We start from the raw sequence: 23,274 nt of genomic DNA on the forward strand, positions 1-23,274 counted from the left end.
AAATTAGACCATATTCATATATTTTGTAGAGCAGCTTTGAACTTCATTTAGTTCTTGAGCTTCAGCTTCAAGATAGGTAGCATAAAGATCTAAATCCCATTCTTCTTTATTCTGTTGAGAGTACAAAATCGCCCTTGCAACTTCTTCCCAAGAACTACCTCCTTCAGGGTGCAACCCATATGCCCTCAAGCAATCAAAAACGTTAAAGTCTTTTTTCTTATTCTCACTATCGTCATAAACGATAAATCTTGGGAGTTTTAGGCCTTCTTTGTCTACAATAATCCAAAACCTTTCTACTTTGGCAAGTTCCCTTTCAATTTCTTCTCTAATTCTATATTTTAATGCCTCTACCGATACCTTTACAATCTCTTTCTCTATAGTTTCCAACTCTTCGCTTGTAAGATCCTTGATAATAGGCAAAATGTTTTTATCGTACCTTTTTAAAGCTTCAAAAAATTCATCCCAAGAACTAAATACATCGTGAAAGCTATCAACCCAAGAATATACAGGCATATCTTTAATTTTTTCTAGAACAACCTTTTTTAAATTATCTTTAACGATCTCTACCCTTCCCAAATCACCCATCCTCTAAAGTATACTTTCAGCCTTTCTCTCTATATAATCAAATATATAGTTCCAATCTTTTTGTTCAAGAAAAACCTCAGAAGAACCTAAATTCTCTAAAACTTGTTCAACATTTCTTGCCCCGACAAGCAAACACGAAACTCCAGGAATCATTCTAGTCCATGCTAAAGTAAGTTGAGCTGTTGTTATATTATACTTCGTTTTTAACTTATCAAACTCACTCAACAAATTTAAAATTTTCCCCCTTACTTGTGGACTAAATCTAGATTCATAAGATCTAGCATCTTCTTTTGGAAAAGTTCTATCCATAGTAATTTTTCCACTCAAGAGCCCTTTCTCAAGAGGAGAATATGCTATAAAAGAAATATTATTTTTTACACAATAAGGAATATTGTCAAACCTTGCTTCCATATCAATCATATTAAATTTTTCTTGATCCGATTGAATTTTTATATGCCTTATAAATTCTTCAATTTCCAAGGTTCCAGCATTGCAAATTCCAATTTCTCTAACCTTTCCTGCCTTTTTAATCTCTAGAAGTGCATCAACAATATCTTCAACAGGGGTAGTTCTATCAAGCCAATGAATTTGGTAAAGATCTATATAGTCAGTATTTAACCTTTTGAGACTTTCGTCAACCTCTTTCTTTATAGATTCTTTACCAAGATATCTATGTACACCTTTATCTTCCTCCTGGAAAAAAAACGATCCCTTCTCTGTATCCCACACTAATCCACATTTTGTAGCCAAGATAACTTTTTCCCGCTTGCCTTTAATAGCCTTTCCAACAATCTCTTCTGCAAGTCCCAAACCATAAACAGGAGCAGTATCAATGAAATTACCACCATTATCGATAAATGCCCTTATCGCTTCAATTGATTTTTCAACATCAGTCCCACCCCAAGACCATCCTCCTATAGCCCACGTGCCAAGACCTATTACAGAAATCATAATATCGGACGTTCCTAACCTTCTATATTCCATTAAATACACCTCAAGTTATATATTTCATATTAGTTTAACATTTTTTGAAAATAAAAAAAAAGATTACCTAAGTTCGATCAAAATATCATTTGACTTATATTTATTACTTTACTTCAACTTTACAGCCAGCTGCTTCGATCTTTGATTTGATTTGAACTAAAGATTCTTTAATACTTTTAAGTTTTTAAACTTTTTCGAATAATTTACTATTAACAAATTTTAATTGCTTTATAAAAAAATATCGATACTAAAACAATTATGCCCAAAACTATCCAAAAATACTCAAAGCCCATACTTTTTATTAAGTATGATGATAATAGTGGGCCAAAAATACCACTCGATTGCCAAAACATATTCGCAATACCTGTAACACTGCCAGTATTTTGTTTTCCTATTATGGTTAAAAAATTTGCTTGTATTGGGACTAATGAAAATCTTGCAATTCCCATTAATAAAGAAATAATTATTAACATAATAGCAGAAGCAGTAAAAGCAAAAGAAACGGTTAGAATTGAATACAAAAACAACATTAAAACCATTGTGCGCATTAACCCAAATTTATTTATAATAAAACCAGAAATTGCAGAAGAAAATAAGCCTGCAAGAGCCATAGCTGAAAAAATAAAACCAGCTATTACCTTATCTATACCAATTGACACAAAATATTTATAGGCATATAAAACAATTGACCAATAAGAAAAAAAGAACAAAAAACCAGCTATAGATATTAAAATAACATTCTTATCTTTGATAACGGATAAATCAATTTTCTTTTCTTGATAATCGGTCTTTAACGGATAAGACAAAATTGCAAATATTATGCTAAAAAATCCAGATAGAAAATAGACCCATCTCCAGCTAAAATATATTGCTATTGGAGCAATTATAATCCCAGCTATAACAATAGCAAGAGGCCAAGCTACTGAATAATAACCCAAATATATCGACCTATCTTCTTTATAATAATAATTCATAATATTTATAGTTGCAGGGTAAACCCAACCAGAACTAAACCCCATCAAAAAACTTGTAATATACTCTTGTTCTATATTTAAAGCAAGCCCCGACATAAAAGAAGCTATTGCCAACCCAATTAATGAAAAAAAGACTATCCTCCCGCCTGAGTATTTATCAGACAAAAAACCAGCTGGAATTTGAATAATAATATAACTGAAAAAATATATAGCGAAAATATGGGCGTCTTGATTAACAGATGGTTTAAAAGGAACATAAACAGACAAAATACTCCATGTAAGCCTAGTATAATAGCTCAAAAAAAATGCAACACTTGCAATTAAAACTGGATAAAATTTCTGATTAAGTGTGTTCATTGTATTTAAAGTATTTTTTCGCCTTACCATAATACAAATAGCTTAGTTGTAAATTTATATTTGTCAATAAAATACAATTAATTATCCTAAATTTTGCAGTTAAAACTTAAGATCATTTTTTAAAACACAAAGAAACCCTGAATATGCAACAACTTTATGTAAAAATAAAAGCCCATAAAGGATTGATACAAAGACATTTATAGATTTTTTTATTCTATTTGCTACAAAAGCCAGATTATTTTTTCAAAATAAAAAAGGTCGGACCTAAGTCCGACCAAAATATCATTCAACTAATATTTACTACTTTACTTCAACTTTACCGCCAGCTGCTTCGATCTTTGCTTTAATTTCAGCAGCCTCTTCTTTTTTCACCTTTTCTTTGATAGGCTTTGGAACATTATCAACCAACTCTTTCGCCTCTTTTAACCCAAGTGCAGTAATCTCACGCACTACCTTCAAGACATCAATCTTCTTTGCTCCTACGTCAGTCAGTATTACATCAAACTCAGTTTGTTCCTCAACTTCTTCCTGTGGTGCTGCAGCAACCCCAGCACTTGCTGCAACTGCAACTGGAGCAGCAGCTGTAACGCCAAATTTTTCCTCAAAAGCCTTAATAAGTTCTGAAAGTTCAAGAACAGTCATTTGAGATATAGCTTCTAAAATTTCTTCTTTACTCAAAGCCATTTTATCCTCCTAAATTTTACAAATTTTTAAAAATTTTAATTTATATTCCAAAGTAAAATAATCAAGAAGCCTCTTTTTTATCCTTAAGTGCTTGCAAAGCATAAAGAAAATCTCTTGGAACTGCTCCAAGCACTCCTCCAAATCTTGACAAAGGACTCTGTAAGAGATACAAAAGTTTTGACAAAAGCACTTCCTTTGGTTCAATATCTGCAAGTGCCTCAACCTCTGCGGCACTAAGAGCTTTATTTTCTATAAAGCCACCTTTAATTGTCCCTTTTTCAAATTCCTTCAATGATGACTTTAAAACCTTTGCAGCAGCACTAACGTCTCCCTGTACAAAAAGAACTGAAGTTGGTCCAAATAACAAATTTTCTACTAAAGATTTCTTACCAATTCGATCAAGAGCTAAGGCAAGTAAAGTATTCTTTACTACTCTAAGCTTTGAAGACGTTTCTCTTATTCTATCTCTCAATTCAACACTTTCTTTTACGTTCATTCCCTTTAAATCAACCAAAAAAATAGCAGATGAATTGGAAAGATCTTCTAAAATCCTATTAACGGTATCCTCTTTCTTTTTTCTTATTTGACTTACCACTAGTTCACCTCCCTTCAATAAAGCTTATTAATTATAAACATACCCAGGCAAAGGCAATACCTGGGTATTATCTTCCTTTGCCTCCGCAGGATTTATGAAAAACCTACCTGCTTCTTTGGCCACTATTAAGTTTTGTTTTCTTTTCTTTTTTTAAAGGTTTACTTTCTTTACGGATTCGACTGCTTTATTTGTATCAATCTTTATTCCGGGACCCATAGTTGAAGAAATAGTAATACTCTTTAAATAAGTGCCCTTTGCAGCTGATGGCTTTGATCTCAAAACAGTATCCATTACAGCAGCAAAATTTGCTATCAATTTATCCTTAGAAAAAGAAACCTTACCAATCGGAATATGCAAAATACCGCTTTTATCGGTTCTTAATTCTACTTTACCTGCTTTAAACTCCTTTACAGTTTTCGCGATATCAAAAGTTACTGTACCAGTTTTAGGGTTGGGCATTAGACCTTTTGGACCAAGTATTCTTCCTAATTTACCAAGTGCACCCATCATATCTGGAGTTGCAATAATTACATCAAAATCAAACCAGTTTTCTTGTTGAATTTTTTGTAAAACATCTTCAGCCCCAACATAATCGGCTCCGGCCTCTTTAGCTTCATTAGCCTTTTCGCCTTTTGCAACGACTAGAACTCTTACATTTTTCCCTGTTCCAGCAGGCAAAGAAACCGTTGTTCTAATTTGTTGATCAGCATGCTTTACGTCCAAACCAGTCCTAACAGAAACTTCCACGGTTTCATCAAACTTTGCCTTCGGGCTATTTTGTATAATTTCAAAAGCTTGATCTGGATCATATTTCTGTTTTCTATCAAAAAGACTTAAAGCTTGGATATATCTTTTACTTCTCTTATGCATTCTTACCCTCCTACCCTTCAATTACTTCTACGCCCATGCTGCGCGCGGTACCCTCTAGCATTCTTACCGCACCTTCAACGCTGTTCGCATTCATATCTTTTAGTTTCTTTTGAGCTATTTCAACAAGCTTAGATCTTGATATTTTCCCTACTTTTTTTCTATTGGGCTCACCACTACCCTTTTCTAATTTTAGAGCCTCTCTAATAAGAACTGAAGCAGGAGGAGTCTTTAGCACAAAATCGAAACTTCTATCTTCATATATTGTAATTTCAACTGGAATTATAGTCCCTTCCTGAGAAGAAGTTTGCGCATTGTAAGCCTTACAGAACTCCATTATATTAACGCCATATTGACCTAATGCAGGCCCAACAGGAGGAGCTGGATTAGCTTTACCAGCAGGCAACGCTAATTTAACAACTCCAACAATCTTCTTTTTCTTTTTCTTAGGAGCAGCCATTAATCACAACCTCCATCAATTAATCAAAATTAAACCTTTTCTATTTGCGTTAGAGCTATTTCAGCCGGAGTATCACGACCAAAAAGATTTATAACAAGTCTAACAGTTCCCTTTTCAGGAAATATTTCGTCAATTACTCCAGTTTGTTCAGCAAAAGGTCCAGCTGTAACTCGTACAACCTGACCCTTCTCAAATTCCACTCTTATTACAGGTTTGTCCGACTTTGCATACATCATGATCTTTTCAACTTCCTCTGGACTAAGCGGAAGTGGTTTCTTTTTACTACTTATAAAGCCTGTAACGCCTGGAGTAGTTCTTACAAGGTTCCACGTTGCGTCATCAAGATCCATCTCTACCAAAACATAGCCTGGAAAAACCTTTTTTGAGCTTTCTTTCTTCTGGTGTCCTATCATTTTAACTTCTTTTTCAACAGGTATGAGGACTCTTGTTATCTTATCCTCAAGACCCTCTCTTTGTGCTCTAATTAGTATTGCCTCTTCAACCCTTTTTTCATAATTAGAAAGAGTTGTGATAACGTACCATTTTAAATTAGGATTCGAATTTCTCATGAAGACGTCCAGTGTCCAAATGTCGATATCAAAAAGTTAAAAATGGCAGTGAAAATTGCATCGATTGTTCCTACAAAAACAGCAATAATCAAGCTAAAAGCTAAAACAACACCAGTAGCAGAAAGCACTGTTTTCCTGTCAGGCCAACTTACTTTCTTGGCTTCAACTTTAACTTCCGAATAAAAGGTCTTAATTTTTTGTTTCAGATCGCTAAAAGATAACAAATTACACCTCCAAGAGGTATCAAGAAATTAAACAAGCTTTATGCTCCCACAACAGGCGATGTGGTTACGCAAATAAAAATGGCAGGCCAGGCAGGACTTGAACCTACAGCCCCCGGTTTTGGAGACCGGTGCTCTGCCATTGAGCTACTGGCCTAAAACAAGAGTATTATAATACTATTTTGTTTCTTTGTGAACAGTAATTTTATTACATCTAGGGCAATACTTCTTCAATTCTAAACGATCTGGATCGTTTATCCTATTTTTCTGAGTGTGATAATTTCTTTCCTTACACTCTTGACAAGCCAAAGTTATTCTTATCCTTTTTTCCTTTGCACCAGCCTTAGCCATATTGAAACCTCCATAAGTATTTCATAGACGGTTAATTTTATAATATTAATAAGAAACTGTCAAATTTTTATTTATTAAACACGCACATTATTCCATCAAAATTTCTACACTTGCTACACGATATGCACGAAGCTTTTTCCTGTCCATTTTTAAGCCTTAAAACAAGATCTGGCTCTCTAATAAAGGGTCTACTTAATGAAACAAAATCAGCAATATTACTTTTAATGATTTCATTCATCAAAGATAAAGATCTTATGCCGCCTACAACGCTTAGGGGAGTGCCTACATTTTTTCTAACAACCCTTGCTCTTTCCAAGAAATAACCCTCATCTTCAATTCTTATAATATTAAGTCTGTCAATAGGATTATCCTTTGAGCCAACAACACCGCCACTGATTTCAATTAAGTCTACACCGTGTTCTTCAAGAAGCGTTGATACAGCGACAAGTTCTTCTATTTCTATGTGTTTATCACCACCACCAGTAGAATTTAATTTTACAAAAATCGGAAAATCTAGACCAACAGCTTTTCTAATAGAGTCAATTATTCCAAGAGCAATTTTTGACCTATTTACAATACTCCTTCCATACTCGTCTTCTCTCTTATTTGAGTCAGAAAAGAGGGTTCTGCACAAAAAGTAACCATGAGCCATGTGAACACAAACAGCATCTGCACCACTTAGTCTTACTCTTACAGCTGCTCTTGTAAACGCATCAACTAAAACGCCGATATCATTTGCATCAATAGTGTTATGGTCAATTGGCTCTACACCGTTTGTAAAATTTGTATTCGTTTGCAAACCAGCATGGGAAATTTGAATCGCAAACAGCGAACGGGCTTCATGTATTACATCAGCTAATTTTTTATATCCATCTATAAACCTGTCGTCATCTATTCTATTTTGCCTTATTCCAGCCCTGCCCCGTGGGAATTCCACACAAGAATGCCCAGATATTATAAAACCTATTTCACCCCTTGCCAATTCTTTATACAAAGCCAATTGCCTATCAGAAATCGTTCCGTCTTCGTTTCCCATCCAATCATGCGTTGCAGATCTGATGAATCGATTTTTAAAAATCAAGTTCTTAATTTTAAAAGGAGAAAAAACATCCATGTAAGTTTACCTCCTAAGATAATTCTTATTTTTCATTATAGATAAAAAATAAAAAAAGCCTGCATAAGCAGGCTTTTTAAGCTCAAACTGAGCTTTTTTTAAAATCCTCAGCCACCACTAAAGCAACTTCCAGAATCTGCGCCATCATCTGAGCTACTAGCATTTGCCCAGTGATTAACTCTATAAACCTTCCTTACGTTTTCAGAATTACAGTTTGGACAAACTACCTTTCTGCCATCAGAAGAAGACGGCAGGTAGATATCAAAATCTGCACCACAATCTTTACAAAAATACTCAAATATCGGCATTTAAACACCCCTAACTATTTATATATTTTTTATTAATTATATACTCAAAGTCTAATTTTTTCAACATCTCCTCACCATATTGATATTCTACAAACTGAAAGGCAGACCTGCCTGTAAAACTCCCTCCCATCTGCACCCATTCTAAAGCTTTCTTGTTTAGGGTATCTTCGTCAATTTCTAATCCCCTTAGTTTTGCATAATTTTTGACAATATCCAAATACTGTTCCTTACTAAATGAAGGAAAAGAAAGCCTAATACCAAATCTCTCAATCAAGGAAATGGTCTCTCTATACGTATCATTTTCGAATTTTTCATTTGTTTCTTCTTCTTTTGTCAAATGCCTTCTATTTGAAGTAGCATAAACTAAAACATTATAAGGTCTCTCTTCAATATCCCCATCAAGCAATGCCTTTAAAACCATCCAAGAATCCTCTCCAACAGTAAATGACAAATCATCAAAAAAAAGTATAAAGCGATAGTCCTCATTTCTTAATAATCCATAAAGAATTGATAGATCGCTTATTTGAGATTTATAAATTTGGATAATTCTTAAACCCTCTGAAAAAAATTTACTCAGCATTGCCTTAACCAGACTTGATTTACCAGTTCCTCTTTCTCCCCACAAAAGAACATCGCTTGCCGGTAACTTTTTTACAAATTTAAGAGTATTTTTTAATAAAACTTTAATTTGTTCATCTATACCTAAAAACTTTTCTAAGTCATAAGACCCAACGTTATGTATTGGCATTAAGTTTTCATCTTTGAATCTAAAAGCAGCTACCTCTTTCAGGTCTTCCTTAAACGACATATAACAACCTCCGTAATTTATTTAAAACAAAGTTATTATAGAACTTCCACTAAAAAGTTTTTTATATTTTGTTAAAGGATAGCATATAATAGTTAAGTATTATAAAGTTAGATTTTTTTTTTACAAAAAATATTATAAACTACAAGATTTTATCTTTTAAATTAGGAGGAAACATGTCAGACCTAATAAAAGCAATGTCAGACCCAGCCTTTTATCCTCATAAGGCAGAGGTAAAACTTATCACTACCCATATATCTTATGTTTTTTTGACAGGAAAATACGTTTATAAAATAAAAAAACCAGTCAATTTTGGTTTTTTAGACTTTTCCACTCTTGAAAACAGAAAAAAATTTTGTGAAAAGGAGATTTTATTAAATTCACGAATAAATCCAAATTTATACTTAGGAGTTTTACCTATTAGCTTAATAAATAACTCATATATTCTAAATTCAACGGAAAATATAGTTGAATACTGCATTAAGATGATTGAATTACCACAAGAATCTTTGATGTCGAATTTATTACTTCAAAATAAAGTATCACAACAAGACATAAATAGAATAGCTAAAAAGGTCGTAGACTTCCATAAAATAGCTAACAAGATAAAAGATATCCAATTTGTTGATTCTATTAAATATAATCTCGAGGAAAACTTTAGACAGACTGAAAATATCGTAAATTGGTTAATCTCAAAACACAATTACAACCTAATAAAGAAGAGCTCTTTAAATTTCTTTGAAACGCATAGATCTGATTTTTTGGATAGGATGAAAGGTAATCTGTTCGTTGATGGACATGGTGATCTACATTCAAAGAATATTTCAATAATGCCTGATGATATCTATATTTTTGACTGTATTGAATTTAATGAAAGATTCAGAATTCAAGACATAGCATCTGAAGTTTCATTTCTTTCAATGGACCTAGATTTTAATAACAGAAGTGATCTTTCATCCATTTACATAAATACATACCAACAGTTAAGCAACAAAGAAATTATGCCATATTTGAATTTTTTCAAATCATATCTTGCATATGTAAGGGGAAAGGTTTTATCATTTTCTTTCTTAAATGAACCAGAGAACAAGGAACTTGAAAAAACGCTAAGAAGGTATTTTAGGCTTTCTGCAAAATATTTTGACAATACTTTACCTTCTATATTTGTTATCTGTGGGCTTTCAGGTACAGGAAAGAGCGCACTTGCCAAAAGATTAAGTGCAAAAACGAATATAAAAAGACTTTCTTCAGATGAGATAAGAAAGGAGTTAGCAGGAATTCCAAAGTATGAGAGCGCAAAAGCCAATTACAATGAAGGTATTTATTCTCATGAATTTACAGAAAAAGTTTATAACAAAATATTTGAACTTTCAAAGTTGGAGATTGAGTCAAATAGGTCTGTAATTATTGATGCCACCTTTAATTCAGATTTTTATAGGAAAAAGATCATGGATTTACAAGAAAATCTTGGAGTTGATATGTTCTTAATTGAAAGAGAGGCTGATTTTGAAATTGTTAAAGAGAGATTAACCAAAAGAGCTGCAAAAAGAAACACATCTAGTGATGCTGACTTGGAAATTTATAGAAGACAGTTGTCAGAATATAGGCCCTGGCAAGTATCTAAGGGCATTTTATATGAAAAAATAGGCAACGTAAAGGATCTAGATATCCTTTGCGATGAATTAATAAAAGAATTCCTCCTATTTGATTTTTTTGCTAAATAAAAACATAAAGCAAAAAAATCAAGCTGACTTATTTCTTTAAAGCAAACAAATATTAAGTTAAGGGAACTAATCCTCCGAATAGTCTTCCTCCCACGTCATTGTAGTGTGAGTATAAATATCTTCGTCCTTTACACCGCGTTGAACTTCTGTAATGTGAGCATGTTTAACTCGAAATGCTTGCAAAATAAACTCCACTGCCCTTTCAGGTTGTGCTTTATCGCCACAAGTATACACGTCTAGCGCAGCATAGCCATTTTCTGGCCACGTGTGTACAGAAATATGTGACTCCGACACTACTACAACGCCACTAGTTCCTGATGGGAAAAACTTGTAAAAGTGGACAGCTTTTACATCCATATTTGCAACCTTCGCGGCAGCCAAAAAAATTTCCCTGGCTCTTACTGGATCCCCTATAATAACAGGATCACATCCAGAAGCCTCAACAATGTAATGCATTCCCATTGCTTCCAAATCTTTTACCTCCTGTAACTTTTGAATCACAAAAAGTGATTATATCACATTAGAAAAAAAATAGCTCATGCCATACTATTACAAATAAATTTATACGACAAATAAGATATCAAACAACCAAAGCTCATTGGGACAAAAACCGCACTTGCAATAATATTAGAGTTGTTAAACTCTTTTTTTGGGGGTTCTTTAGAAAAAACAACTTCAATTCCAGAAAAAATTCCTAAACCTTTAAGTCTCTTTCTCAAAATTTTAGCAATTGAACAATTAGAGGTTTTTGATAGATCTGCATAGGTAACCATTGTTGGATCTACTCTGTTGCCCGCCCCCGCGCTAACTATAATGTTAGTTTTTTTATAAAAGTGTTTAATAAGCAATTATTTTAGCTTCCAAATCATCTATAGCATCAACAATTACATCTGGTTTAAAACTTTCAATTTCAACTAAAGCTTCTTGAACTCTTTTTTGAGACACCAAAACATTAGAATCACTAATAGATTTCAACCTGTTCAACGCAGCATCAACTTTTAAGAGCCCAATATTGTTAAATTCGCCCAATATTTGCCTGTTAAGATTAGATAAGTCAAATCTATCGTAGTCTATAAGAAAAAAGTTCCCTACCCCTAATCTAGCAAGTGCCTCCAGAGCAAATCCTCCAACCCCTCCAAGACCACAAATTACTACCTTTGATCTTCTAATTTTTTTTATATTATCTTCACCTAATAACAGTGAAGTTCTATGAAATCTTAACTAAATCACGCCCTCTGCGCTAAATTCTTCTAGATGGCAAACAAGATTTATTGACAAGAGCTTATAATCTTGCTCATATTCTAGAATATTAATTCCAGCGTTAGCAAGTTTAAATTTCCAGAAGAAATCATATGGAAGGGAAAAGATATCCATCATAATAACTCTAATCACTACATCATGTGTAACAAATGCAATATCCTTACCCTTATACTTACCAACCCATTCCTTAAAGGCGCTGGTAGCCCTCAAAGAGACGTCATGTAAGCCTTCACCTTCTGGCATTTTTGCTTCATAGGGCTTTGTTTTCCAAAAATCGTAAATCTCTTTAAATTCCTCTTTTACTTCGTCTACTACTTTCCCTTCCCATAATCCATGAGATATCTCTAAAAATCTTTTATCATAGAAAACTTGAAGTTCTTTTGGATAAAAGTTAACTATATAGTCTGCAGTTTCCTTTGTCCTACTTAGAGGAGATGAAACTATTATATCAAGAGGTAATCCTGAAAAATATCGACCTAACCTTTTTACTTGCTCAATTCCTTTTTCAGAAAGGGGAACGTCTTTTACTCCTTGATATCTGCTTTCTTTATTCCATTTAGTCTCACCATGTCTAATTAAATATATCTTCATGAAAGGTAAATTGACCTCAATTCTTCAATATCCCCTTTACTGAGCAATTCCTCCAAAACATCATCATTTACCTCTGAATCAACGCTCAAGATCATTACCGCTAAACCGCTCGACAGATTTCTTCCAAGCTGCATACCTGCAATGTTAATGTTATTCTTTCCCAAAATAGTTCCAAACCTCCCTATTATACCAGGCTTATCTCTGTGTCTAGATACTAAGAGGTAACCTTCAGGAAATGCATCAACTCGATAAGAATCTATTTCGATTATTCTAGGTTTTTGATCAGACAATATAGTACCAGAAACCGATCTAATACCTGAGTCTGTTAGCACTCTAACAGTTATCATGCTCTTAAAGTCAACATCCACAGATTCTTTAATTTCGGTATACCTGATTCCAAGTTCGTTCGCAAGCGCTAATGCGTTAACAAAGCTAACATAGTTACCCTTTACCTTTATCAAATAACCTTTAAGCACGCTAATTGAAATTGAATTTACGTTTTTCTTTGCAATATCACCATAATAAACAATTTCAATTTTATTTACCCTATCAGCAACCAGGTCTTTAACGAATTTGCCTAGTCTTTCTGCCAAATCAATCCAGGGCAATAAGTCATCCGACACACCTCTAAAAGCTGGCAAATTAACTGCACCATGTGGAATCCTGCCATCGAAAAAAGCAATTATTTGATCTACCACATCAAGAATAACGTTTACCTGTGCCTCCTTGGTAGCGGCACCTATATGAGGGGTCAAAACGGTATTTTCTATTGAAATATAAGGATTATCAGGTACAATAGGTTCATTTTCAAAAACATCAGATGCAGCACCCGCCAGATGGCCTGATCTAAGAGCCTTGGCAACTGCATTTTCGTCAACAACTCCTCCTCTTGCAGCGTTAACTATATATGATCCCTTTTTCATAAGTTGAATTCTTTCTTCGTTGACAAGATGATAAGTCTCTTTAGTTTTTGGAACATGAACAGTTATAATATCTGCTTCCTTAAATACTTCATCAAGAGGCATAAGCACAATACCCATTTCTCTCGCCCTATCAAGGGTTATATAAGGATCGTAACCTATAACCTTCATTCCAAATGCTTTTGCATATTTTGCTACATTACTGCCAACTTTCCCGAGACCAATAATACCAATTGTTTTCCTGTAAAGCTCGTGACCTGTAAACTTATTTCTTTTCCATTCAAGATTCCTTACAGACCGATCAGCTTGCGGAATGTTTCTAAGGAGAGAAATAATTAAACCAAATGTATGTTCAGCTGCAGATATAATATTTCCCTCAGGAGAATTAACTACAACTATCCCATATTTCGTCGCAGCTTCTACGTTTATGTTATCTACCCCTACACCAGCCCTACCAATGATTTTAAGATTTTTTGCATTTGACAAAATTTTCTCTGTAATTTTTGTCGAAGATCTTATAATAATAGCGTTATATTCTTTTATAGTTTCACAAAGCTCGTCTTCGGAAAGACCAGTTTTAACGTCTACTTGAAAACCTGCAGATTCTAATCTTCTTATGCCGAGTTGAGAAACTTCATCAGCTATTAATATCTTCTCATTCATTTACATGTTCTCCTCAAACACTTTCTGTGCCGCTTTAACTGATATTCCTTTTTCAAATTTATATCCCAACTTTTCAAGCGTCAACTCAAGCGCAGCAAAGGTTGCAAATATTTCAGTCGCTCCTATAAATCCCAGATGCCCAATTCTGAAAATTTTACCCTTAAACTGTGACTGACCACCAGCAAGAACTATCCCAAATTCCTTTCTCATATTGTCTATAATATCTTGTGGCTTTATGCCTTCCGGAGAAAAAACTCCAGTAACTACTGGACTTGCGCATTTATCATCTGATACAAGTTTTAGACCAAGAGCTTTCACAGCACTCCTTACTGCATCTCTTAGTACGATATGTCTCTTTTGAAAATTCTCAAGGCCTTCTTCAAAGATCATCTTAATTGATTCCTCAAGTGAAAAGTAAAGGGAAATCGGTGCAGTGAAAGGTGGTTGTCCCTTTTTATACGATTCGTGATACTTCCTCACATCGAAATAAAATCTAGGTAAATTCGAATTGTTTGCCCTATTCAGAGCTTCTTTAGAAACTCCAAGAAGACTGATACCAGGTGGACAACCGAATGCCTTTTGAGAAGCTGCAGCTACAACATCTACCTTCCACTTATCCATCTCAAATGGTGCTGCAACCATACCGCTAATTGAATCTACTACAAATAACGCTCCATGCTCCTTTATAATTGGAGAAAGTCTCTCAAGATCGTTTAATATAGCTGTAGAGGTCTCATTGTGTTGTACTAAAACTCCTTTATATGTACCCTTTGGATATTTTGAAAGATACTCCTTTACTTTCTCAGGCTCTGCATACTGTCCCCATACGAACTCCAGCGTATCGACATTTAAACCATATACGTTCGCTATCTGGGCAAAACGTTGGCCAAAATTACCGTTGATCAAAACCAAAACTCTGTCGTCTTTATTGAAAAAATTTGAAACGCATGCCTCCATAGCGCCCGTACCAACTGAAGCGAAAATATAAACTTCTCCTTCATCGGTTTTAAAAATCTTTTTTAAGCCATCTACACAATATTCGTGGATTTTCTGAAATATTGGCCCCCTATGATTTATCATAGGTCTTGAATTAACTCTTAAAATTCTAGGTGGAACAGTAATTGGCCCAGGAATCATTAACATATGGTTATCATTTAAAAAACGATCCATTTACTCCTCCTCGTTATCTCTTAGAGTATTGAGGTGCTTTTCTTGCCTTATGTAAACCATACTTTCTTCTTTCTTTCATTCTAGAATCTCTTGTCAAAAGTCCTTTAGACTTTAACAAAACTTTTAATTCGGGATTAAGCGAGAGCAAAGCCCTTGCAATCCCATGAGAAAGAGATCCAGCTTGTGAAGAAATCCCTCCACCTGTAATCTTTGCTCTTACCTCAACCTTTCCAAAAATCCCAGCAGTTATGAGAGGCTCTTCTACAATTATCTGCAAAGTTTTTCTGGGAAAATATTCTAAATAATCTTTGCCGTTAACTATAATTTTGCCACTATCCGAAGGGTATATTCTTACTCTTGCAATAGAAGTCTTTCTCCTACCCAATCCCCAAACAAAAGTTTGTTCCTTAAGATTCATCAACTTCCTCCTTAAAATATTAAGTAAAAATAAAATATTTTAAAAACATCAAATTAATAATAAGTTTATTTATTTGGTTTTCAAGTTTAACAAAACTGGTTTTTGGGCTTTTTCTTTATAGTTATCATCTTTATAGATTTTAAGCTTACGAAGCATAGTCCTTCCAAGAGATCCCTTTGGCAACATACCCTTTACTGCATGAAATATAATAAACTCTGGTTTTTGGGCTCTTAATTTCTTAAAGTTAAACGATTTTAAATTTCCTGGATACTGAGAATGTCGATAGTACATCTTTTCATTTTCCTTATTCCCCGTTACAACAATCTTACTCGCATTTATCAAAACTACATAATCACCATTGTCAAAATTTGGGCAAAAGCTAGGCTTATGTTTGCCTCTTAGGATCATGGCAATCCTTGTCGCCAAACGACCTAATGTCTGTCCACTTGCATCAATAAGCCACCAATTTTTATCCGAATTAGCTATATTTGGGAACTCAGTTTTCATATCCTTTCCTCCTAAAACACATTTTAGAAAACTCATTATATTACGGACTTTTTACAATGTCAACGAAAGATGGAGGCTTAAAAAAACCATACAACCCATCTTTGATTATATTTTTTTCACAAATAGCACCAAGCTTTTGATCAAAATAACTCACGCCCCAAAGGTGCAATCCTTTTGGAGGAGCTTTATAGAGCACCAATCTCTTCTTTCCATCTAAAGCCTCTTTATACTCCTCTAGGGATCTTTTCCCCTTTGCAACAGCAACAGCCTCTCCAAACAAGAACCTTACTGTATGCCACAAAAAAGACGGAGCTTCAATTATAAAATAAAAAAAATCTTCAACAATAACATAATTTGAAAAATTTACAGTTCCAAAATTCAATTTTCTATCCTGAGAGGTTCTAGAAAAGGACCTAAAACAAAATCTCTCTGGAATTAAATCCAAAGGAACTTTAAGATCATCAAGTGATATGTTTATATTCCAAAAATACCTAGCTAGGTGAGCACATATGTCTTTTTTTGTACATACAGCATAAACATAAACTCTTGATTTTGCTGAAAATCTACTATTAAAGTTTTCCGGCATTATTTTTAACTCGCTGATTCTGATATCATCTGGCAAGTGATAATTTAAAATATCGTGTAACTTTTCGATTCCAAAAGGACATTTTGTCAATTTAAAAGAAATAACTTGTCCTATTGCATGCACCCCTGTGTCTGTTCTGCCAGCAGGTACAACAGGAATTCTCTCTTTAAATATTTTTTCAAGTTTTTGTTCGATTACCATTTGAACAGTTCTAGATTGATTTTGCATTTGAAAACCATGAAAATTAGTACCATCATAAGAAATTATAGCTGCAACGTTCATCTCAAAAAGCAAAGATCGAGACACAAAAGCCCCGACCCATATAGTATAGAAAATTCAACCAACCTCAACCTAACTAGAAAACAAGCTCTAGAACTGCCATTTCAGCCCCATCTCCTTTTCTAGGACCTATTTTGACAATTCTAGTGTAACCACCATTTCTCTCTCTCACAGGATTCAACTCTTCGCTATATAAAGCTTTTACGGCTTCTTTAGATTGTAAATAAGAAAAAGCCAATCTTCTACTTGCTGTATCGTCCTTCTTCGAAATAGTTATAATGCGCTCTATAATTTTCTGAGCCTCTTTAGCTCGAGCCAATGACGTTTTAATTCTTTTATTGATAAAAAGACTACAAGCTAAGCTTTTCAATAACGCCTTCCTGTGTGAAACTGGCATGTTAAGTTTTCTATGGGCTATTCTATGTCTCAAAATCGTCACCTCCACTTTCATTACTGGATTTTAAGTGATAACCCTTAGAATGTAAAATTTCTTCAAGCTCATCCAACGATTTCTTACCAAAACTTGGAACGTTTAAAATATCTTCACGCGTCTTTGAAATGAGATCGCCCAATGTTGATATACCCGATCTTTTGAGAACGTTTGTAATTCTAGTTTGGAGTCCGATCTCTTCTATCGACTGATCCAAATCTGCTTTTGCCTGTGATTTTACATACGAATTCTTTTTCATATCCTTATAATCAGAAACTACCTTTTCAGTTTCTAAAAAAGTGCCATACTCAACAAAGATTCTAAAATGAGATATTAATTCTTCTGCTGCGATTCTCAAGGCATCTAGCGGTTCTATTGCGCCGTTAGTCCAAATTTCAAATATAAGTTTATCCCAATCAGTCTCTTGCCCAACACGTGTCGATTCAACAGAATAATTAACTCTTGTAATCGGCGAAAAATTTGCATCCAGAGGGATACCACCTGGGGATAACCAACGAGCATTTTCTCTCATCCTTTCAATTGAAACATATCCCTTACCTTTTTTAACAGTAATTTCAGCTCTAAGCTCACCATTTTCTTCTAAGGTAGCCAGATAAAGATCCTTATTAATAACCTGTACCTCAGCATTCGGTTGAATATCTGAAGCCTTAACTATTTTTGGACCCTTTACATTAAGAATAAGTTTTCTAGTTTCCTCTTCAGAAACGTCAGGCGAAATTACTACGACCAATTTCTTTAAATTCAAGTGAAATTCAAGTATATCTTCTACCATACCTGGTAAAGTCATATATTCATGAGGCGCTTCATCAACTCTAACTGCAATTACAGCGCTACCAGGAATTGATGTCAGAAGAACCCTTCTTAAAGCATTGCCAACAGTAACTCCATAACCAGGTGACAGTGGTTCTAGAACAAACTTACCATATTTACCACCATTCTCAGTTTCTAGTTGTTCTTTAACCTCTAATTTATAATTTTCCTTTGACCCGAACAAAGGACTCCTCCTCTTCTATCGAGAATAGAACTCGATAATTAGATTTTCTCTGATAGGCACATCAAGTTCTTCACGTTGAGGAAGTCTATCAAACTTGATCTCTAATTTATCGTAATCTACAGAAATCCAAGATGCAGGAGTTCTCTCTTTCATTACTTCAACGTATTCTGAACTAAATAATCCTTTACTATTTTCTCTTACAGAAATGACATCTCCTGGCTGTACTTGAAAAGATGGTATATTTACTCTACGACCATTAACGTTAAAGTGCCCATGAGATATCATCTGTCTTGCCTCCTGTCTGCTTGAAGCAAAGCCAGATCTATACAAAACGTTATCCAACCTTCTTTCTAACAAGAAATAAAGATTATCGCCTGTAACGCCACCCATTTTTTCAGCAAGCTCAACATACCTTCTAAATTGTCTTTCGCCAATCAAACCATAAAAACGCTTCATTCTCTGTTTTTCTCTCAAACGTAGCCCATACTCTGAAACTTTTGTTCTCGCATTTATATGCATTCCTGGCGGAGTTGGGCGTCTGTCAAATGAACACTTCTCAGATAAACATCTATCACCTTTTAAAAAGAGTTTCATACCTTCTCTTCTACAAAGTCTACATACAGGACCTGTATATCTCACTATTTTTTACCTCCTATACCCTTCTACGTTTAGGTGGACGACACCCATTGTGGGGAATAGGCGTAACATCTTTAATCATTTCAATTGAAAGCCCAGCAGCCAATAAAGAACGAATTGCTGTTTCCCTTCCTGGTCCTGGTCCTTTCACATATACGTCCACCTGCTTCATTCCATGATCCATTGCCTTTTTTGCAACAGCCTCTGCTGCGAGCTGAGCAGCATAAGGAGTGCCCTTTTTAGTACCCTTAAATCCTGCTGTTCCTCCACTGCCCCAAGATATCAGGGCACCTTGTTTATCTGAAATTGCTATAATAGTATTATTAAAGGTTGAATGAATGTGAGCTATCCCATACAATACGTTCTTCTTTTCCTTTTTCTTCACTCGGGTTTGTGTTTGCGCTTTACCCTTTCTTGCCAACTCAATACCTCCTTAGAATTAGTTAAAAAACCTTTTATTTTTTCTTTTTTGCACCAATTAAGCGTTTGGGACCTTTTCTTGTTCTCGCATTTGTTCTAGTTCTTTGTCCCCTGACAGGAAGGCCTCTTCTATGTCTTAAACCTCTATATGTGCCCAAATCAATTAATCTACGTATATTTTGGGCTACTTCTCGTCTTAGATCGCCTTCTACTTTGTAATTCTTTTCTACTTCATCCCTTAATTTTATTATCTCGTCTTCAGATAAGTCCTTTATTCTTTTTTCAGGATCCACTCCAGTAGTATTAAGGATCTTAAAAGCTAGGGGTTTTCCTATTCCATAAATGTAGGTTAATGCAACCCATGCTTTCTTGTTCTCTGGCAAGTCTACTCCAGCAATTCTAGCCATTAACTAACCTCCTTATCCTTGTCGCTGTTTATGGCGAGGATTTTCACAAATTACCCTTACAATCCCTTTACGCTTAATAATCTTACATTTCTCACATATCTTCTTAACTGATGCGCGAACCTTCATATCGGCCTCCTAATAGCAAATTTCTATTTCATTCTATAAATAATACGACCTCTTGTGAGGTCATAAGGAGAAAGCTCTATTTTAACGCGATCGCCAGGAACTATCTTGATAAAATTCATCCTCATTTTACCAGAAACATAAGCCAAAACTACATGGCCAGTCTCAAGTTCAACTCTAAACATTGCATTAGGCAACGCTTCCAATATAACCCCTTCGACTTCAATAGCCTCTTCTTTAGCCAGTTTCATCACCTCCCCATGAAGAGAGAATTACAGGTCCATCCTTTGTTATCGCAATCATGTGCTCAAAGTGAGCTGAAAGTGATCTATCTTTAGTAGTTACAGTCCAGCCATCTTTTGCCAAAACTACCTCATAGCTTCCAGCATTAATCATCGGTTCGATACATATAGTCATTCCCTCAATAAATTTTGGACCCTGACCATAATCTCCAAAGTTTGGCACATAAGGCTCCTCGTGGACTTTCCTACCAATCCCATGACCTGAAAGCTCTCTAACAGGAGAAAATCCAAAAGCTTCGACAAATCTTTGAATAGCAGCACCAATATCTGAAATATGACCTCCAACAACTGCCCGATCAATTCCAATATATAAAGACTTTTCTGTAACTTCTAAAAGAAGTTTAGCATCCGATGAGATATTGCCTACCGGGTAAGTTCTCGCACTATCTCCACACCAACCATCAACTATAGAACCAACATCAATTTTCAAAATATCACCCTCTTTAAGTATCCTTTTCTTAGAGGGGATACCGTGAACAACTTCATCATTAATTGAGGTGCAAAGTATAGCCGGAAAGGGCTTTGCAGAAAAATAAGGCTTGTAATTCTTAAAAGCAGGTATAGCATTTTCTTTCTCAAAAAAGGTTTCGGCAAACTTCTCAAGCTCATAAGTAGAAATTCCAGGCTTAATAATCTCAGATATCTCATACAAAAGTTTTCCTACAACTCGGCCTGCCTTTCTCAAAGCCTTTATATCTTCTTTTGATTTAATATATATCTTTCTAGCTCTACTTGATAAGATGCTCATACTGTTTTGCCATTAACTGCGCTTGAATTTGTCTTATTGTGTCAAGGGCTACACCTACAACAATAAGAAGTGCGGTTGCTCCCAAACCTCTAAATGTGGTTACCTTTGTTAAAAGCTCTGAAAGAGCTGGGATCAAAGCAATAAAACCCAGGAATAAACCGCCCAAAGTTGTAATTCTTGTCAAAACTCTATCAAAGTATTCAGAAGTTGGCTTCCCAGGCCTAATACCAGGAATAAAACCGCCATATTTTTTCAAATTACTCGCAAGTTCAACAGGATTATAAATAATTGCAGTATAGAAAAATGAAAAAAATATGATCAGAAAAAATTCAATGACATTATAAACAACCGACTCCGGTGAAAAAAAAGTAGAAAGATATATAGCAAGGTTTTGAACAGAAGGAATCCCTCTTAAGAAACCAAAAATGGTATTTGGCAACATCAAAATTGATACAGCAAATATAATCGGCAAAACACCTGCAGTATTAAGCCTTAAAGGCAAATAAGAGGTTTGTCCTCCATAAACCTTTCGTCCGACAACCTTTTTTGCATAGTGAATTGGGATCTTTCTTTCTGCCAATTGAATCCAGACAATTGCAATAATAGCCAGGCAAAAAATTGCAAATAATGCGATAACTTGCAACAAGTTTATATCTCCTATCATTAAAAGGGAGAAGGTTTGCCCAAAATATAGAGGTAATCTTGAAATAATGCCTATAAAAATTAAAAGTGACGCTCCATTTCCAATTCCTTTTTCTGTTATCAATTCGCCCATCCACATCAAAAAAACAGAACCAGCAGTTAAGACTATTACAGTAGTTACTATATTAAAAGGAGTAAATACTGGAATTGCAGAAGAAAGAACAAAAGTCATAGCTATTCCTTGAAGGGCAGCAAGCACAACTGTTAAATATCTAGTATATTGGGCTAAAGCCTTTCTTCCCGACTCGCCCTCCTTTTGCATAGCCTGCATTTTCGGAACAATTGGGGTAAGTAATTGAATAATAATTGAAGCGTTAATGTATGGGGTTATTCCCATTGCAAAGATCGAAAACTTTGCAAGCGCTCCTCCCGCAAACAGGTCAAGAAAACCCAGTATACCTGTTTGTTCAATAATTCTCGAAACTATTTCGTGATTTATACCAGGAACAGGAATGTGAGTTCCAAATCTAAACAAAACAATCATAAGTATTGTAAAAATTACTTTATTTCGCAAATCCCCAAAGTTCATTGCTCCCAAAACACTGTCTATCACAATAACACCTCAACAGTTCCACCACATTTTTCTATTTTTTCTTTGGCAGATGAACTAAATTTGTGAGCCTTTACTGTTAAAGGAACGTTAATTTCGCCATTACCTAAAATTTTTATCAAAGCACCTTTATTAACCAATCCTTTATCCTGTAAAAATTCTGGAGTTACTACTGTTCCTGCACTTAAGTCGGCAAGCTTAGAAATATTTACTACTTCATAAGTCTTTTTGAAAAGGACGTTCTTAAAACCTTTCCATTTTGGGAGCCTTCTATAAAGAGGAATTTGGCCACCCTCAAAACCAGGTCTTACTCCTCCTCCAGAACGTGAATTTTGACCGGCCTGTCCTCTTCCACATGTCCTGCCATGTCCAGAACTCCTACCTCTTCCTACTCTCTTAGGTTCTTTTATAGCGCCATGATTTGGTTTTAGGTTTGAAAGACTATTCATTACTAGTCACTCCCTTTCTCATTTTTGAAAGGAGGATAGAATTATTAATATCTTGGAGTCCGTTTATGGTAGCTAAAACGGTATTAAGTGTGTTGGTAGATCCAATTACCTTTGTAAGCACATCCTTATAGCCAGCTAACTCAAGTATTGCACGGACTGTTGTTCCAGCAATTATTCCAGTTCCAGGGACAGCAGGTCTTAAAATCACACTAGATGCACCAAACCTAGACTGGATAAAAACAGGAATAGTATCTCCTCTCATTGGAACATCTATAAGATTTTTCTTCGCCTTTTCTACTGCTTTTCTCACGGCCGAAGGTACCTCTTGTGCCTTTCCAACTCCAACACCAACTTTACCCTGCCCATTACCTACAACTACAACAGCTCTAAATCTTAGCCTTTTACCACCAGCAACTACTCTGGCTACTCTTTTTACTTCAATAACACGCTCTTGAAGAGCAACGTCTTCTAAAGAGTGTTGCAATCTATTTGACATATTT

The 23,274-nt window shown here is 34.9% G+C and carries 34 protein-coding genes and 1 tRNA gene; 1 reads left to right on the top strand and 34 read right to left on the bottom strand.

Features of this window, described 5'->3' with window-relative positions; genetic code table 11:
- Positions 1-3 precede the first annotated feature (3 nt).
- The 14 genes from ACWIUX_RS05350 to ACWIUX_RS05415 form a co-directional block, all read right to left on the bottom strand.
- Complete coding sequence (locus ACWIUX_RS05350; protein WP_448589696.1) at positions 4-576, bottom strand: hypothetical protein; 573 nt, start codon at positions 574-576, stop codon at positions 4-6.
- Between the two features lie 12 nt (positions 577-588).
- Positions 589-1,569 (bottom strand): aldo/keto reductase, encoded by a 981-nt coding sequence (locus tag ACWIUX_RS05355; protein ID WP_448589697.1) that lies wholly within the window; start codon positions 1,567-1,569, stop codon positions 589-591.
- A gap of 209 nt (positions 1,570-1,778) precedes the next feature.
- A complete protein-coding gene (locus ACWIUX_RS05360; RefSeq protein ID WP_448589698.1) occupies positions 1,779-2,708 on the bottom strand; it encodes an MFS transporter in 930 nt (309 codons plus the stop codon).
- Positions 2,709-3,200: 492 nt separating this feature from the next.
- Positions 3,201-3,584, bottom strand: coding sequence for a 50S ribosomal protein L7/L12 (gene rplL / locus ACWIUX_RS05365; protein ID WP_448589699.1), 384 nt, complete (start codon positions 3,582-3,584; stop codon positions 3,201-3,203).
- Positions 3,585-3,645: 61 nt separating this feature from the next.
- The gene (gene rplJ / locus ACWIUX_RS05370; RefSeq protein ID WP_448589700.1) at positions 3,646-4,179 is read right to left on the bottom strand and encodes a 50S ribosomal protein L10; all 534 of its coding nucleotides are present in this window, start codon (positions 4,177-4,179) and stop codon (positions 3,646-3,648) included.
- A 150-nt stretch (positions 4,180-4,329) separates the two neighbouring features.
- Positions 4,330-5,049 carry a 50S ribosomal protein L1 gene (gene rplA, locus ACWIUX_RS05375; protein ID WP_448589701.1) on the bottom strand — a complete coding sequence of 240 codons (720 nt, stop codon included), beginning with the start codon at positions 5,047-5,049 and terminating at the stop codon, positions 4,330-4,332.
- A 10-nt stretch (positions 5,050-5,059) separates the two neighbouring features.
- Positions 5,060-5,506 carry a 50S ribosomal protein L11 gene (rplK, locus tag ACWIUX_RS05380; RefSeq protein WP_448589702.1) on the bottom strand — a complete coding sequence of 149 codons (447 nt, stop codon included), beginning with the start codon at positions 5,504-5,506 and terminating at the stop codon, positions 5,060-5,062.
- A gap of 29 nt (positions 5,507-5,535) precedes the next feature.
- Entirely contained in the window at positions 5,536-6,075 is a 540-nt protein-coding gene (gene nusG, locus ACWIUX_RS05385) for a transcription termination/antitermination protein NusG (protein WP_448589703.1), read from the bottom strand.
- The gene (secE, locus tag ACWIUX_RS05390) at positions 6,072-6,299 is read right to left on the bottom strand and encodes a preprotein translocase subunit SecE (RefSeq protein ID WP_448589704.1); all 228 of its coding nucleotides are present in this window, start codon (positions 6,297-6,299) and stop codon (positions 6,072-6,074) included. Before secE ends, nusG begins: the two co-directional genes overlap by 4 nt.
- A gap of 79 nt (positions 6,300-6,378) precedes the next feature.
- Positions 6,379-6,453 (bottom strand) — tRNA-Trp (locus tag ACWIUX_RS05395).
- Between the two features lie 20 nt (positions 6,454-6,473).
- Positions 6,474-6,647 (bottom strand): 50S ribosomal protein L33, encoded by a 174-nt coding sequence (rpmG, locus tag ACWIUX_RS05400; RefSeq protein ID WP_448589705.1) that lies wholly within the window; start codon positions 6,645-6,647, stop codon positions 6,474-6,476.
- A gap of 67 nt (positions 6,648-6,714) precedes the next feature.
- Entirely contained in the window at positions 6,715-7,761 is a 1,047-nt protein-coding gene (locus ACWIUX_RS05405) for an NADH:flavin oxidoreductase (RefSeq protein WP_448589706.1), read from the bottom strand.
- A 107-nt stretch (positions 7,762-7,868) separates the two neighbouring features.
- Positions 7,869-8,069 (bottom strand): FmdB family zinc ribbon protein, encoded by a 201-nt coding sequence (locus ACWIUX_RS05410; RefSeq protein ID WP_448589707.1) that lies wholly within the window; start codon positions 8,067-8,069, stop codon positions 7,869-7,871.
- A gap of 10 nt (positions 8,070-8,079) precedes the next feature.
- Complete coding sequence (locus ACWIUX_RS05415; protein WP_448589708.1) at positions 8,080-8,877, bottom strand: ATP-binding protein; 798 nt, start codon at positions 8,875-8,877, stop codon at positions 8,080-8,082.
- Positions 8,878-9,050: 173 nt separating this feature from the next.
- Between ACWIUX_RS05415 and ACWIUX_RS05420 the strand changes: the two genes are divergently transcribed.
- Complete coding sequence (locus ACWIUX_RS05420) at positions 9,051-10,598, top strand: bifunctional aminoglycoside phosphotransferase/ATP-binding protein (protein ID WP_448589709.1); 1,548 nt, start codon at positions 9,051-9,053, stop codon at positions 10,596-10,598.
- Between the two features lie 66 nt (positions 10,599-10,664).
- Here the strand turns inward: ACWIUX_RS05420 and speD are convergent, their stop codons facing one another.
- The 20 genes from speD to rpsE form a co-directional block, all read right to left on the bottom strand.
- Positions 10,665-11,069 (bottom strand): adenosylmethionine decarboxylase, encoded by a 405-nt coding sequence (gene speD / locus ACWIUX_RS05425; RefSeq protein WP_448589710.1) that lies wholly within the window; start codon positions 11,067-11,069, stop codon positions 10,665-10,667.
- Between the two features lie 65 nt (positions 11,070-11,134).
- A complete protein-coding gene (locus tag ACWIUX_RS05430; protein WP_448589711.1) occupies positions 11,135-11,446 on the bottom strand; it encodes a hypothetical protein in 312 nt (103 codons plus the stop codon).
- Positions 11,436-11,798, bottom strand: coding sequence for a ThiF family adenylyltransferase (locus tag ACWIUX_RS05435; RefSeq protein ID WP_448589746.1), 363 nt, complete (start codon positions 11,796-11,798; stop codon positions 11,436-11,438). The genes ACWIUX_RS05430 and ACWIUX_RS05435 overlap by 11 nt, the downstream gene beginning before the upstream one ends.
- 21 nt (positions 11,799-11,819) lie before the next feature.
- A complete protein-coding gene (locus ACWIUX_RS05440) occupies positions 11,820-12,449 on the bottom strand; it encodes a histidine phosphatase family protein (RefSeq protein ID WP_448589712.1) in 630 nt (209 codons plus the stop codon).
- Positions 12,446-14,032: a phosphoglycerate dehydrogenase gene (serA, locus tag ACWIUX_RS05445; protein ID WP_448589713.1), complete on the bottom strand. Its 1,587-nt coding sequence runs from the start codon at positions 14,030-14,032 to the stop codon at positions 12,446-12,448. The genes ACWIUX_RS05440 and serA overlap by 4 nt, the downstream gene beginning before the upstream one ends.
- Positions 14,033-15,202 carry a pyridoxal-phosphate-dependent aminotransferase family protein gene (locus ACWIUX_RS05450; protein ID WP_448589714.1) on the bottom strand — a complete coding sequence of 390 codons (1,170 nt, stop codon included), beginning with the start codon at positions 15,200-15,202 and terminating at the stop codon, positions 14,033-14,035. It abuts the gene before it with no gap.
- A 13-nt stretch (positions 15,203-15,215) separates the two neighbouring features.
- On the bottom strand, positions 15,216-15,620 hold the full coding sequence (rpsI, locus tag ACWIUX_RS05455; RefSeq protein ID WP_448589715.1) for a 30S ribosomal protein S9: 405 nt from the start codon (positions 15,618-15,620) through the stop codon (positions 15,216-15,218).
- Between the two features lie 69 nt (positions 15,621-15,689).
- A complete protein-coding gene (gene rplM, locus ACWIUX_RS05460; protein WP_448589716.1) occupies positions 15,690-16,127 on the bottom strand; it encodes a 50S ribosomal protein L13 in 438 nt (145 codons plus the stop codon).
- Positions 16,128-16,167: 40 nt separating this feature from the next.
- A complete protein-coding gene (gene truA, locus ACWIUX_RS05465) occupies positions 16,168-17,019 on the bottom strand; it encodes a tRNA pseudouridine(38-40) synthase TruA (RefSeq protein ID WP_448589717.1) in 852 nt (283 codons plus the stop codon).
- 49 nt (positions 17,020-17,068) lie between these two features.
- Entirely contained in the window at positions 17,069-17,422 is a 354-nt protein-coding gene (rplQ, locus tag ACWIUX_RS05470) for a 50S ribosomal protein L17 (protein ID WP_448589718.1), read from the bottom strand.
- Positions 17,412-18,437 carry a DNA-directed RNA polymerase subunit alpha gene (locus ACWIUX_RS05475; RefSeq protein ID WP_448589719.1) on the bottom strand — a complete coding sequence of 342 codons (1,026 nt, stop codon included), beginning with the start codon at positions 18,435-18,437 and terminating at the stop codon, positions 17,412-17,414. The genes rplQ and ACWIUX_RS05475 overlap by 11 nt, the downstream gene beginning before the upstream one ends.
- 15 nt (positions 18,438-18,452) lie before the next feature.
- A complete protein-coding gene (gene rpsD, locus ACWIUX_RS05480) occupies positions 18,453-19,079 on the bottom strand; it encodes a 30S ribosomal protein S4 (protein WP_448589747.1) in 627 nt (208 codons plus the stop codon).
- Between the two features lie 10 nt (positions 19,080-19,089).
- Positions 19,090-19,494 (bottom strand): 30S ribosomal protein S11, encoded by a 405-nt coding sequence (rpsK, locus tag ACWIUX_RS05485; protein ID WP_448589720.1) that lies wholly within the window; start codon positions 19,492-19,494, stop codon positions 19,090-19,092.
- 34 nt (positions 19,495-19,528) lie between these two features.
- Complete coding sequence (rpsM, locus tag ACWIUX_RS05490; protein ID WP_448589721.1) at positions 19,529-19,900, bottom strand: 30S ribosomal protein S13; 372 nt, start codon at positions 19,898-19,900, stop codon at positions 19,529-19,531.
- 12 nt (positions 19,901-19,912) lie between these two features.
- Positions 19,913-20,026 carry a 50S ribosomal protein L36 gene (gene rpmJ, locus ACWIUX_RS05495; RefSeq protein WP_013755894.1) on the bottom strand — a complete coding sequence of 38 codons (114 nt, stop codon included), beginning with the start codon at positions 20,024-20,026 and terminating at the stop codon, positions 19,913-19,915.
- Between the two features lie 23 nt (positions 20,027-20,049).
- Complete coding sequence (infA, locus tag ACWIUX_RS05500) at positions 20,050-20,268, bottom strand: translation initiation factor IF-1 (protein ID WP_448589748.1); 219 nt, start codon at positions 20,266-20,268, stop codon at positions 20,050-20,052.
- The gene (map, locus tag ACWIUX_RS05505) at positions 20,261-21,073 is read right to left on the bottom strand and encodes a type I methionyl aminopeptidase (RefSeq protein WP_448589722.1); all 813 of its coding nucleotides are present in this window, start codon (positions 21,071-21,073) and stop codon (positions 20,261-20,263) included. The genes infA and map overlap by 8 nt, the downstream gene beginning before the upstream one ends.
- Positions 21,054-22,328: a preprotein translocase subunit SecY gene (secY, locus tag ACWIUX_RS05510; RefSeq protein WP_448589723.1), complete on the bottom strand. Its 1,275-nt coding sequence runs from the start codon at positions 22,326-22,328 to the stop codon at positions 21,054-21,056. The genes map and secY overlap by 20 nt, the downstream gene beginning before the upstream one ends.
- Positions 22,325-22,774, bottom strand: coding sequence for a 50S ribosomal protein L15 (rplO, locus tag ACWIUX_RS05515; RefSeq protein WP_448589724.1), 450 nt, complete (start codon positions 22,772-22,774; stop codon positions 22,325-22,327). Before rplO ends, secY begins: the two co-directional genes overlap by 4 nt.
- A complete protein-coding gene (gene rpsE / locus ACWIUX_RS05520; RefSeq protein ID WP_448589725.1) occupies positions 22,767-23,270 on the bottom strand; it encodes a 30S ribosomal protein S5 in 504 nt (167 codons plus the stop codon). The genes rplO and rpsE overlap by 8 nt, the downstream gene beginning before the upstream one ends.
- Positions 23,271-23,274 lie beyond the last annotated feature (4 nt).

Source organism: Thermodesulfobium sp., assembly GCF_053498235.1.

Excerpts from the sequence above, each read along its gene's own strand:
- ACWIUX_RS05440 (WP_448589712.1), bottom strand. The coding sequence starts at position 12,449 with ATGAAGATATATTTAATTAGACATGGTGAGACTAAATGGAATAAAGAA.
- rplK (WP_448589702.1), bottom strand. The coding sequence starts at position 5,506 with ATGGCTGCTCCTAAGAAAAAGAAAAAGAAGATTGTTGGAGTTGTTAAA.
- nusG (WP_448589703.1), bottom strand. The coding sequence starts at position 6,075 with ATGAGAAATTCGAATCCTAATTTAAAATGGTACGTTATCACAACTCTT.
- map (WP_448589722.1), bottom strand. The coding sequence starts at position 21,073 with ATGAGCATCTTATCAAGTAGAGCTAGAAAGATATATATTAAATCAAAA.
- rpsE (WP_448589725.1), bottom strand. The coding sequence starts at position 23,270 with ATGTCAAATAGATTGCAACACTCTTTAGAAGACGTTGCTCTTCAAGAG.
- ACWIUX_RS05410 (WP_448589707.1), bottom strand. The coding sequence starts at position 8,069 with ATGCCGATATTTGAGTATTTTTGTAAAGATTGTGGTGCAGATTTTGAT.
- rpsM (WP_448589721.1), bottom strand. The coding sequence starts at position 19,900 with ATGGCTAGAATTGCTGGAGTAGACTTGCCAGAGAACAAGAAAGCATGG.
- ACWIUX_RS05450 (WP_448589714.1), bottom strand. The coding sequence starts at position 15,202 with ATGGATCGTTTTTTAAATGATAACCATATGTTAATGATTCCTGGGCCA.
- rplL (WP_448589699.1), bottom strand. The coding sequence starts at position 3,584 with ATGGCTTTGAGTAAAGAAGAAATTTTAGAAGCTATATCTCAAATGACT.
- rpmG (WP_448589705.1), bottom strand. The coding sequence starts at position 6,647 with ATGGCTAAGGCTGGTGCAAAGGAAAAAAGGATAAGAATAACTTTGGCT.
- ACWIUX_RS05355 (WP_448589697.1), bottom strand. The coding sequence starts at position 1,569 with ATGGAATATAGAAGGTTAGGAACGTCCGATATTATGATTTCTGTAATA.
- rpsI (WP_448589715.1), bottom strand. The coding sequence starts at position 15,620 with ATGAATCTTAAGGAACAAACTTTTGTTTGGGGATTGGGTAGGAGAAAG.
- ACWIUX_RS05415 (WP_448589708.1), bottom strand. The coding sequence starts at position 8,877 with ATGTCGTTTAAGGAAGACCTGAAAGAGGTAGCTGCTTTTAGATTCAAA.
- rplA (WP_448589701.1), bottom strand. The coding sequence starts at position 5,049 with ATGCATAAGAGAAGTAAAAGATATATCCAAGCTTTAAGTCTTTTTGAT.
- rplO (WP_448589724.1), bottom strand. The coding sequence starts at position 22,774 with ATGAATAGTCTTTCAAACCTAAAACCAAATCATGGCGCTATAAAAGAA.
- rpmJ (WP_013755894.1), bottom strand. The coding sequence starts at position 20,026 with ATGAAGGTTCGCGCATCAGTTAAGAAGATATGTGAGAAATGTAAGATT.
- ACWIUX_RS05420 (WP_448589709.1), top strand. The coding sequence starts at position 9,051 with ATGTCAGACCTAATAAAAGCAATGTCAGACCCAGCCTTTTATCCTCAT.
- rplM (WP_448589716.1), bottom strand. The coding sequence starts at position 16,127 with ATGAAAACTGAGTTCCCAAATATAGCTAATTCGGATAAAAATTGGTGG.
- serA (WP_448589713.1), bottom strand. The coding sequence starts at position 14,032 with ATGAATGAGAAGATATTAATAGCTGATGAAGTTTCTCAACTCGGCATA.
- ACWIUX_RS05405 (WP_448589706.1), bottom strand. The coding sequence starts at position 7,761 with ATGGATGTTTTTTCTCCTTTTAAAATTAAGAACTTGATTTTTAAAAAT.